The organism is Autumnicola psychrophila (genome assembly GCF_031846645.1).
GTDB classification, from domain to species: domain Bacteria; phylum Bacteroidota; class Bacteroidia; order Flavobacteriales; family Flavobacteriaceae; genus Autumnicola; species Autumnicola psychrophila.
The window spans coordinates 33,766-45,237 of the sequence record NZ_JAVRHN010000016.1 but is presented as its reverse complement, the minus strand read 5'-3'; the positions used below and the strand labels follow the sequence as shown (position 1 = coordinate 45,237).

Below are 11,472 nucleotides of genomic sequence, written 5' to 3'. Positions count from 1 at the left end.
TTTTTTCTTTATAAATTCATATACCCCAATTAAGAAGTTTTTTAGCTCATTTGTATACTACTAAATGAAAAAGTTGTCGTAAGAATAAGAAAACAAAAATCCGCTTCTGAAATTTCAGAAGCGGATTTATTAAAAATTTTTGAGATTTTTTACTCTACAGTAACAGATTTAGCCAGATTCCTTGGTTGATCTACATTCTTTCCAAGCATTACTGCTATGTGGTAAGAAAGCAACTGCAAAGGAATTGTTGTAAGAAGTGGTGTAAGCGACTCCATAGTCTCCGGTACTTCTATTACGTGATCTGCAAGTTCGCGAACTTCAATATCTCCATCTGTAACCACAGCTATAATTTTTCCTTTTCGAGATTTGATCTCCTGGATATTACTTACTACTTTTTCGTAATGTCCTTTTTTAGTAGCAATTACCACAACCGGCATTTGCTCATCTATAAGTGCAATAGGACCGTGCTTCATCTCTGCCGCAGGATACCCTTCAGCATGAATATACGATATCTCTTTAAGCTTTAAAGCTCCTTCTAACGCTACAGGAAAATTAAATCCTCTTCCCAGGTAAAGACAGTTGGTGGCATTTTTATAAATATCTGCAATACCGCGAATATGCTCATCTGAATTCAGTGCTTGTTTTACTTTCTCCGGAATTCTCTCCAGTTCCTGTAGATGAAAGCGGAAATCTGAATTTGAAATCGTCCCTTTATGCTTCGCAAGCTTTAAGGCCATTAAAGTTAAAACAGTAATTTGTGTGGTAAAGGCTTTTGTTGAAGCCACACCAATTTCCGGACCAGCATGGGTATAAGCACCTGCATGAGTTTCGCGAGAAATAGAAGATCCAACAACATTACAAACTCCAAAAACAAAAGCTCCTTTTTCTTTCGCCAATTTTATTGCGGCCATAGTATCTGCAGTTTCCCCACTCTGGGAAATAGCAATAACCACGTCATTTTCGGAAATAATAGGATTTCTGTACCTAAATTCTGATGCATATTCCACCTCCACAGGTATCCTCGCCAGGTCTTCAAATATATATTCTGCAACAAGACCTGCATGCCAGGAGGTTCCGCAGGCTACAATAAGGATTCTTCGTGCATGTGCTATACGTTCAATATTATCATCTACACCCGCCATCCTTATTATACCTCTATCCGGCAACATCCTGCCACGATAAGTATCACTTATGGCGCTTGGCTGCTCATAAATCTCTTTCAACATGAAATGCTCATACCCTCCTTTTTCTATTTGTTCCAGGTTCATCTGAAGTTCATGAACATAAGGATCTACAAGCGCATCATCTTTAATTTTTCTTATTTTTACTCCTTTATGAAGACGAACAACAGCCATTTCACCATCTTCCAGGTAAATTGCATTATTTGTAAATTCTATAAAAGGAGAAGCATCAGACGCTACAAAAAATTCGTCCTCACCAACACCTATCGCAAGAGGACTACCTAATCTCGCAACGACTATTTCATCTGGTTTATTCTTGTCAAAAACTGCAATTGCATAAGCCCCAATAGTTTGATTTAAGGCAATTTGAACAGCTTTTCCAAGCTTTACATTTTCTTTTAGTTTTACATCTTCAATAAGATTAACCAAAACTTCGGTATCTGTCTCACTTTTAAATGTATAGCCACGTGTTTTGAGTTCCTTTTTAAGGGAATCATAATTTTCTATAATTCCGTTATGGATAATTACAAGATCTCCGGAATTTGAATAATGAGGATGGGAATTTACATCATTTGGCTCGCCATGAGTAGCCCAGCGTGTATGACCAATACCAACATTTCCAGATAATTCCAGGGAATTTTCCATCTTCTCTTTAAGGTCTGAAACTTTTCCCTTTGTTTTACAAAGTTTAAGTTCTCCTTCATTAAACAGAGCAATTCCTGCACTATCATACCCGCGGTACTCCAATCTCTGGAGTCCTTTTAAAACTATGGGATAAGCATCCCGGTGGCCAATATAACCTACAATTCCACACATAATTTGTTAATCGTTTGTTTCAGTATAATAAATTCTTAATTTCAGTCTCTTTTCTTCATCTTCAGACCTATTTCCGTGTAGAATCGTTCCAAGCGGAGTCAAAACTGAAGCTAATGGCACTTTATTTATATTTGGGTCTTCGTTTTCAAAACCTTCCACCGCAGCGTTTGCTGTGATGTTTATATTTGGTGTAACTACCAGTCCCAGGCGTACATTGGTAGAATCCTTATTAAGGAGATTATTTACATGCTGGGTTATACGCATTGTATATCTTACTCCGTTACCTTCTTCATCTCTTTGAAGACGTGAAGAATGACTCGTTAAAGAATTTAAAGGATCAAGCTGATCTGTTCCTGTATCGTAAGTATAATCCAAAAGTGTCCTGTTGTTATTCAGATCGTACAAATAAATCCGCTCCGGCTCATTTACGCCGTCAGTCAAATCCTGATTAACATAAAAACTGAGATTTGCCTCATTTACCAGCCAATTGTTCTGTTTTAATTCTTCAAGTTCAGCAGCATTAGAAAAGAGTTCGATAATTGCCATACTACCTTCCCCTCCTTTTAAATATAGGTTCTCGGCTCCGGTTTCTGACCCTGAACTCTGTATATCCTGAATCACTTCATCTGGATATTCTCCCTCAAAAGTATTTACTACATTATTGCCAAAATTAAGCCTAAAGCTTCGCCTTGCTCTTGTCATCGCCGTCCCTTCATTAGAAGTGTTGTATTTATAATAAAGAGTAATTCCACCACCACCCTGAGGTGCAAGATTAAGCAACATAATACTACCGTCGTTATTGACAGCTTCAGCTTTTATAAAAAGACCCCGAAGATAATTTCTGAAATTATCATTATTCGCAAGTTCAGAATCCCCCTCTTTATCAAGTATTTTTTGCTGAAAAAATTCAACCGGCAGTTTCACCCTCAAAGCAGGGGAAGAAACCACTGTATCAGACACTCCAGTAATAGTAGGCTCATAAGAAACTATTTTTTGAGCTGAAGGACGATAATTGTCATTTTTGTACAATGTGTCTCCCTTTATATAATCCTCAAATAATTCCTGCTGATCTGAATAATATTTCTGTCTTTGTTCAAAATTACTTGCAGGATCCAGATCATTCAAGTAATATCCAGATTCAAAAACAGAAATTTTGAAAGGAGAATTTCCATAAATAGAATCCAGCTCATATTCTCCGTCACCACCTTCACTACCTTCTACAAGAGTACTGAAAAATGGCATTTTAAGCACCACACTGTCCAATACCGGCTCACCACCAAAAGTCGGATTTCCACCAGAAAGAGAGACCTGAGTCAAAATACTTGCTTCAGTCAAACCATAGACAGGATGGTTATATGCACCTAGAAGATGTGCTGGTAAATTATTAGTTTGAACAGATTCTATCTTTTCCGACCATGCGGTAACGTCTATTTCACGCAGATCAACATCTGTTGGATTGCCGATTACTTCACCCCCGATTTCAGTATAGTCCTCATCGCAGGCTACAAAAGAAAAAATAACAACAAAGGCAGTTGCTATTTTTAAAGTCATTCTATCAAAATTCATTCGCAAATTTTTACTGTTTCAGAACCTTTTCAGCATAAAAGTCCTGGTAAGCTTGTGTAAATTCCTCTCTGTTTTTATAAGGAAGAACAGGCTTGTTTAATCTGTTTACATAAGTTTTAAGTTCATCTGGCACATTATCCCCGCTTAAGATAATAGCGTCAGAATTGTCTACAGCAGTTTTTATGAGGTTGACATAATTTGGTTCTGCCAAATGCTTTACATCCTCATCTTCCATTCCATCAAAAAGAACTTTCTCCTGCATCTCTGTACTTAACGTCTCATCGAAACTTTGATTGTATACTGAAGTAACTATTCGTGCATTACTAAAAAGCGGTTCGTTCCCATAATAGTTCCGGAGGTAAAGAGGAAGAAGTGAAGCAAGCCATCCATGAACATGAATTATGTCTGGAGACCAGTTTAATTTTTTTACCGTTTCAATCACACCTTTTGCAAAAAAGATAGCCCGCTCATCATTATCATCAAATAAATTTCCTTCTTCGTCAGTTAGCGTTGCTTTTCTTTTAAAGTAGTCCTCATTATCTATAAAATAGACCTGCATTCTCTCTTTGGGAATGGATGCCACTTTAATGATCAGTGGCATATCCAAATCATTTATAACCAGGTTGATTCCTGAAAGTCGTATTACTTCATGTAACTGATGACGCCTTTCATTGATATTCCCAAACCTGGGCATGAAAATCCTAATTTGACCACCCTGGTTATTAACCATTTTAGCGGCTTCAAAAGAGGTAGATGAAATGTCTGTTTCAGGCAGGTAGGGTATAACTTCAGAGGAGACGTATAATACTCTCTTATCTTTCATAAAATCTTTGCTTTAATTGCGATTGCGAATAAAAAACACGCAAAATTACAAAAATTTATGCAGATTGCTAGTAATATATTAAGTTTGCACGCTGTTAATTTTATAATAAAGTGCAGATATTTAAAGAAAAACAACCGCTAATCGCCACGCTTCTGGACTATAAATCCGCAGGGGAAATTGTTGGTCTGGTTCCTACAATGGGAGCCCTCCACGAAGGGCACCTGTCCCTTGTACAACAGGCTTTGCAGGAGTGCGACAGAGTAGTGGTAAGCATCTTTGTTAATCCTACCCAATTTGACAATCCTAATGATCTTGAAAAGTATCCCAGGACATTGGATCAGGATATGGAATTGTTAAAGCGAGCACAGGATGATATCATTGTTTTTGCTCCTAATGCCAATGAACTATATGGCAAAAAGGTGGCTTCTGAACATTTTGATTTTCAAGGTCTGGAGAAGGTCATGGAAGGCAAATACAGAAGCGGCCATTTTGACGGAGTGGGCACGGTAATTAAGCTATTTTTTACAATTATTAAACCCGATAAAGCTTTCTTTGGCGAGAAAGATTTTCAGCAACTTCAGATTATAAGAAAATTAACCGAACTACTCCAACTACCTGTAGAGATTGTAGGGTGTCCTATTTTAAGGGAAGAATCTGGACTTGCAAGAAGTTCCAGAAACGAACGACTAAGCAGTTTACACCGGGAAAAAGCGGCTTTTATATATGACACGCTGATAAAGTCAAAGCAGCTCTTTGGCACAAAAAGTGCAGATTATGTGACAAAGTGGGTGAAAAATGAATTTCAGAATTATCCTTTTTTGAAGCTTGAGTATTTTGAAATTGCAGATATACAGACCTTAAAAAGAGTTAACCGGAAACAGGAAGGAGCACAATACAGAGCTTTTATTGCAGCATATGCTGATGATATTCGGTTAATAGACAACATGCCTTTAAATAATTAATTTTTTGAAAATGCAGGTGCACGTAGTAAAATCAAAAATTCACCGGGTTAAAGTCACCGGAGCCGATCTAAATTATATTGGAAGCATTACTATAGATGAAGATCTTATGGAAGCCGCTAATATAATTGAAGGCGAAAAAGTACAAATCGTTAACAATAATAATGGCGAAAGGCTAGAGACTTATGTTATTCCGGGTCCACGAAATTCCGGAGAAATAACTCTTAATGGCGCTGCGGCAAGAAAAGTGGCAAAAGGCGATGTCCTTATCCTTATTGCTTATGCAATAATGGATTTTGAAGAAGCCAAAAACTTTAAACCTTCTCTTGTATTTCCAAATGAAGACACCAATCTATTATCCTGATTTTTGAAAAAAAAGACTATCAAATTATTAAAAATTACAATCCCCCTGGCGCTGGGGATTTTTTTAATTTGGTATTCTCTTCAAAGTGCAACTCCTCTGGAGCGCGAGGAATTGCTGGATAATGTCTTAACTGCAAACCCTTTCTGGATTTTTCTCTCCATTGTATTGGGGGCTTTGTCCCACCTTTCCAGAGCATATAGATGGAAATATCTTCTTGAACCCTTAGGCTATTCTCCCCGTCTCGCGAACAGTTTTATGGCTGTTATGGTAGGTTACCTCGCCAATTTTGGTATACCGCGATCTGGTGAGGTTTTACGTGCAGTCACTCTTTCTTCTTATGAAAAAGTACCTTTCGAAAAAGGTTTTGGAACTATTATTTCTGAAAGAATAGCAGACTTGATCATCCTTTTACTAATCGTAGCTGTTACTATTGCACTACAAACAGATAACCTTCTCACCTATTTTGAAGCCAATAATATAAATCCGCTGGTAAGCATTGGGATTTTTATTAATTTAATATTCATAGGTATTCTCGTTTTACAATTTATCAAAAGATCTCAGTGGTCAATTGCGTTAAAAGTGAAAAAGTTAGCAAAAGGTCTTCTGGAAGGAATGATAAGCATCCTGAAGATGAAGAAAAAATGGGAGTTTCTCTTCCATACTATCTTTATCTGGACCATGTATGTGCTAATGTTTTACGTGATCGTTTTTACCGTACCGGAAACTGCCAGCGCAAGTATAGGAGCAATAATGGCTGCTTTTGTGGTAGGTTCTTTTGCCATTTCTGCGACAAATGGGGGAATAGGAGTTTATCCTGTTGCAATTGGTGCTATTCTTATGCTTTACGGAATAAGCAAACAAAGTGGTGAAGCTTTTGGCTGGATCCTATGGGGCTCTCAGACCTTGATGGTACTTATCTTTGGCGGCCTGTCTTTCATTCTGTTACCGGTTATAAACCGAAAGAAATAATACTTATCTTGCCATTGTAATCTATCTTTAACCTATGATGAAAAAACTACTTATGCTAGTGGTACTGATATGCCCCATGATCAGTTCCGCACAAATTATTTATGAAACGGTTTCCTCTGCAAAATTGAAGGAAACGCGTGAAATCAAAATTCAGCTACCCCGCAATTACGAGGAGAACAAGGAGAAATATTATCCGGTAGTTATGGTTCTGGATGGTGATTACCTTTTTGAACCTGTAGCTGGAATTGTGGATTATTATTCATATTGGGAAGATATTCCTGAAATGATTGTGGTGGGCATTAATCAGTTCGAATCACGAAATAAAGACGTGAATTACGACAACCAGCGTTTTCTACCCTCAGAAAAAGGGGCTGAATTTTTTGAATTTCTGGGAATGGAGCTTTTAAAAAGTGTTGATCAAAAATACAGGACAGCACCTTTTCAAATTATTGTCGGCCATGATCTTACTGCGAATTTCCTGAACTACTACTTACTTAAACCTGAACAGATTTTTGAGGGATATGTGAATCTTAGCCCTGATCTTGCCCCTGAAATGGCAAAAAGAATAACGAATGCACTATCCAGAAGCGAAAATAAAAAATGGTATTACTTAGCGACAGGAAGCGACGACATCAGCCAGTTAAAAGAAAATATTTTGGCTCTGGACAATCAATTAATAGGTCTTGATAATGACCTGGTTTCTTACACCTTTAATAATTTTGATAATGCCAGTCATTACTCCCTTGTAGGAAGGGCTATCCCTGTTGCAATAGAAAGTATGTTTGAAGTTTACAGCCCTATTTCCCAAAAAGAGTATAATGAAGTTTTACTACAGACTTCTGTATCTCCAACCGAATACCTTATCGAAAAGTATGAATCTATTTACAATCTTTATGGAATTGAGAAACGAATAAGGCTAAACGATTTCCTTGCCATTCATCAGGCTATAGAGAAAACCAGGAGATGGGATGAATATGAGGAACTTAGCAAACTTGCAAACGATCATTTCCCGAAGACAATGCTTAGCACCTATTTTGAAGCACGATATCACGAAGAAACCGGTAATCCAAAGAAAGCAATGAAAGCTTATCAAAATTCTTATGGGCAGGAGAAAATTGCTTTTTTAGATGTTGATTTTATGCTGGAAAAAGCTAATGCAATTAAAAGAGATTTCGGTTATTAGAAATAAATCATAAAAAATAAATGGCAAAAGTAAAGACCACATTCTATTGCCAGAATTGTGGAGCACAATATTCTAAGTGGCAGGGCAGATGTACCGCGTGCAACGAATGGAACACGATTGTAGAAGAAGTTGTTCAGAAACCCGATCCTAAAGACTGGAAATCCCCTGCTTCAAAGGAGGCAAAGAGAATTTCCAGGCCTTTGAAAATTGCCGAAATAGAAAATGCTCCTCAAAACAGGTGGAAAACGGGTAATAATGAGCTGGACCGGGTATTGGGCGGAGGTCTTGTTCCCGGATCACTTACACTTTTAGGAGGCGAACCCGGGATTGGAAAGAGTACGCTCTTATTGCAAATATCACTTCAGTTGAAGTATAAAGTGTTATACGTTTCCGGAGAAGAAAGTCAGCAGCAAATTAAAATGCGGGCAGAACGTATAGATCCAAATCCTGCCAACTGCTACATTCTTACCGAGACTAAAACGCAGAACATATTCCGGCAAATCGAAGCTATATCTCCTGAAGTGGTTATTATTGACTCTATACAAACCCTTCACAGTGATTATATTGAAAGTTCCCCGGGTAGTATTTCTCAGATCAGGGAATGCACTGCTGAACTTATAAAATTTGCCAAGGAGAGCGGAGTTCCGGTTATTTTAATTGGCCATATTACCAAAGAAGGAAGTATTGCCGGTCCAAAAGTACTGGAGCATATGGTAGATACGGTCCTTCAGTTTGAAGGTGATCGCAATCACGTATACAGAATTTTAAGGGCTCACAAAAACCGGTTTGGCTCTACGCACGAGCTAGGTATTTATGAAATGCAGGGCAGCGGACTAAGAGAAGTAAGCAATCCATCGGAAATACTTATTTCTAAAAATGACGAGGATCTTAGCGGTACCGCCATTGCCGCAACTCTCGAGGGAATGCGGCCTTTAATGATAGAAATTCAGGCGCTGGTGAGCACCGCGGTTTATGGAACGCCCCAACGTTCTAATACGGGTTATAATGCCAAAAGACTCAATATGATTCTTGCAGTACTGGAAAAACGTGCAGGATTTAAACTGGGTGCCAAAGATGTATTCTTGAATATTACCGGAGGAATTTCCGTGGATGATCCTGCCATAGATCTTGCAGTGGTCGCAGCTATATTATCCTCCAATGAAGATATTCCTGTGGAAAAAGATGTCTGTTTTGCTGCAGAAGTAGGGCTGGCAGGAGAAATACGGCCGGTAACCCGCATTGAACAAAGAATAACAGAAGCCGAAAAACTAGGTTTTGGAAAAATCTTAATTTCGAAACAAAGTAAGGTTCCAAAGAATAATTATAATATCCAAATTATTAAATTAGCAAAAATTGAAGATGTTGTAAGTCATTTATTTGAATAAAAATGGCACAGTTAATGAAGTTAAGCTGCTGAAAAATAATTATATGCGATTAACAAGATTATTATTGATATTATCGGCAGTAATTCTTTCGGGCTGCTCTCAGCTGAATAAAGCTTCAGATTACATCACAAATCCTACAGCAAAAGAGGTATACAAGAGGGATTTTAATCTTTCTGATAGTCTTTTTACTAAATGGAAAAATCAGGTGGAAATCGCCTTAAATGACAGTATCCAGGTAGAACTGCCATATGCCGAAAAAGGCAAATTTCTGCCTCGTATTTTTCCTGTGTACTCCTATGAAATAGAATTAAATCCAGGGGAGCTTTTTAATCTTGAAATTGAAACCGATTCTCTAAAAGAACTGGTTTTTATTGATGTTTTTAAGAGAACCGAAGATTCTTTAAATCCCTTCACCAAAGTTGAAAGCGCAGAGTTTGGTGCAAAACATTTTGCTTTTGAAGCTGAAAAAGAAGGAAAATATAAAGTTGTAATTCAACCCGCTATTGAGGGAAATTCTCCTTTTTTACTGAAGATGATAAAGAGTCCGGTTTACCTTTTCCCCGTCGCATCCTATAGCAACTCAGCGGTACAGAGCTTCTGGGGAGCCCAGCGGGATGGAGGGGCAAGAAGTCATGAAGGGATTGATATCTTTGCAGAACGAGGAACTCCTGTTGTGGCAGCCACTTCTGGTCGCATTACTTATACCGGAGAAAAAGGCCTTGGCGGAAAACAGGTTTGGTTGAGGGACAGCCGCAGGGGTCAGTCTCTATATTACGCACATCTTGATAGTATTAATCCTGTTTCCGGAAGGGTAAAAGTGGGAGACACTTTAGGATTTGTAGGAAATACCGGAAATGCGAGAACCACTCCCCCACACCTCCATTTTGGGATTTATAAGAATTTTCAGGGTGCTATAAACCCTTTGAATTTCGTATTTATGCCAGAGCCATTAAACCTGGACGAGGTGGAAGACAACATTCCGCATAAAATACTTACTAAAGCAGTTACGGCAAACCTTAGAAACAAACCAACAACTTCGGGTTCAAAGATTATAGGTTCTTCTAAAGCTCAGGACACCCTTCAGATTCTAGGAAAGTCCAGAGACTGGTACCACATAAGAACACGGGAAAATAAGGCTTCCTTTATTCATCAAAGTCTTGTGAAACCTATCTAAGGTGCAGGATTTGGTATCGCTTTATGAACCTCTTCTATCTCCTTTAGAATCTCTTCTGAAAGGTTTACGTTAATACTTTCTATATTCTCACTTAGTTGATCTAGAGTTGTCGCACCAATAATATTACTGGTAACAAACGGCTGCTGATTGATAAATGCCAACGCCATATGGGTAAGGCTGATATCGTGCTTTTTGGCAATGTCGTTATAGGCTTTCGTAGCTTTTACCGCCTGCTCCCCTGAATATCTCTTGTACTGCGGAAATAACCCTAACCTCGTGTTCTCTTTAATTCCGTTAAGATATTTCCCGGTTAAGGTTCCCATTCCCAATGGAGAGTAAGGCAGGTATCCTACATTTTTGCGATGAAGTATTTCGGTAAGTCCAATTTCATCCTTCCGGTTTAAAAGATTATAAGGGTTTTGCACACTCACCATCTTTGGTAAACCACTTTTACTTTCCTCCAAAAATCGCATCAATCCAAAGGGTGTCTCATTGGACAACCCAATATGCCTGATTTTTCCGGCTTTGATCATGCTATCAAGAATTTCCAGAACTTCTTTAAAATTATCTTCCCACTCTTCCTCTTCGTGGGTATAACCCTTCTTCCCGAAGAAATTAGATTGTCGTTCCGGCCAGTGTAACTGATAGAGGTCTATATAATCTGTCTGCAGTCGTTTTAGACTATTATTCACGGCCTCTTCCACAGCTTCCCTGTGGTAACCTAATTCGGGACGGATATGAGCAACCATTTCACCAGGGCCCGCTACTTTTGAAGTAAGAACTACATCCTCTCTTCTCCCCGACATTTTAAGCCAACTCCCAATAATTTCTTCAGTTCTCCCCTGGGTTTCTGCATTTGCAGGAACCGGGTACATCTCTGCAGCATCAAGAAAATTTACTCCCTGCTCCAGGGCATATTCTATTTGTTCGTGGCCTTCAGCTTCTGTATTCTGCTCTCCCCAGGTCATAGTGCCCAGGCATATTTTACTGATTTTAATATCAGTATTTGGTAAAATTGTATATTTCATTGATTATTTTTCTGAAAATGATTT

General features: G+C 38.4%; 10 protein-coding genes. 6 read left to right on the top strand and 4 right to left on the bottom strand.

Annotated elements, in window-relative coordinates; all coding sequences use genetic code 11:
• Positions 1-149 precede the first annotated feature (149 nt).
• Genes glmS through RM541_RS16400 form a run of 3 tightly spaced genes read right to left on the bottom strand, consistent with a single transcriptional unit; the run spans position 150 to position 4,386 of the window.
• Positions 150-1,997 (bottom strand): glutamine--fructose-6-phosphate transaminase (isomerizing), encoded by a 1,848-nt coding sequence (gene glmS, locus RM541_RS16410; RefSeq protein ID WP_311501219.1) that lies wholly within the window; start codon positions 1,995-1,997, stop codon positions 150-152.
• Between the two features lie 6 nt (positions 1,998-2,003).
• The gene (gene bamH / locus RM541_RS16405; protein ID WP_311501218.1) at positions 2,004-3,563 is read right to left on the bottom strand and encodes a BamH family beta-barrel-assembly machinery protein; all 1,560 of its coding nucleotides are present in this window, start codon (positions 3,561-3,563) and stop codon (positions 2,004-2,006) included.
• A 10-nt stretch (positions 3,564-3,573) separates the two neighbouring features.
• Positions 3,574-4,386: a glycogen/starch synthase gene (locus tag RM541_RS16400; protein ID WP_311501217.1), complete on the bottom strand. Its 813-nt coding sequence runs from the start codon at positions 4,384-4,386 to the stop codon at positions 3,574-3,576.
• A gap of 110 nt (positions 4,387-4,496) precedes the next feature.
• On the opposite strand from RM541_RS16400, the gene panC reads away from it, so the two are divergent.
• The 6 genes from panC to RM541_RS16370 are packed head-to-tail and all read left to right on the top strand — an operon-like array spanning position 4,497 to position 10,420.
• Entirely contained in the window at positions 4,497-5,348 is an 852-nt protein-coding gene (panC, locus tag RM541_RS16395) for a pantoate--beta-alanine ligase (protein ID WP_311501216.1), read from the top strand.
• A 10-nt stretch (positions 5,349-5,358) separates the two neighbouring features.
• A complete protein-coding gene (gene panD / locus RM541_RS16390; RefSeq protein ID WP_311501215.1) occupies positions 5,359-5,709 on the top strand; it encodes an aspartate 1-decarboxylase in 351 nt (116 codons plus the stop codon).
• A 3-nt stretch (positions 5,710-5,712) separates the two neighbouring features.
• Entirely contained in the window at positions 5,713-6,678 is a 966-nt protein-coding gene (locus RM541_RS16385; protein ID WP_311501214.1) for a lysylphosphatidylglycerol synthase transmembrane domain-containing protein, read from the top strand.
• Positions 6,679-6,712: 34 nt separating this feature from the next.
• On the top strand, positions 6,713-7,861 hold the full coding sequence (locus tag RM541_RS16380; RefSeq protein WP_311501213.1) for an alpha/beta hydrolase: 1,149 nt from the start codon (positions 6,713-6,715) through the stop codon (positions 7,859-7,861).
• 20 nt (positions 7,862-7,881) lie between these two features.
• A complete protein-coding gene (gene radA, locus RM541_RS16375) occupies positions 7,882-9,246 on the top strand; it encodes a DNA repair protein RadA (RefSeq protein ID WP_311501212.1) in 1,365 nt (454 codons plus the stop codon).
• Positions 9,247-9,289: 43 nt separating this feature from the next.
• Entirely contained in the window at positions 9,290-10,420 is a 1,131-nt protein-coding gene (locus tag RM541_RS16370) for a peptidoglycan DD-metalloendopeptidase family protein (RefSeq protein ID WP_311501211.1), read from the top strand.
• Here RM541_RS16370 and RM541_RS16365 read toward each other — a convergent pair.
• A complete protein-coding gene (locus RM541_RS16365) occupies positions 10,417-11,448 on the bottom strand; it encodes an NADP(H)-dependent aldo-keto reductase (RefSeq protein ID WP_311501210.1) in 1,032 nt (343 codons plus the stop codon). The two genes, RM541_RS16370 and RM541_RS16365, sit on opposite strands and share 4 nt — an antisense overlap.
• Positions 11,449-11,472 lie beyond the last annotated feature (24 nt).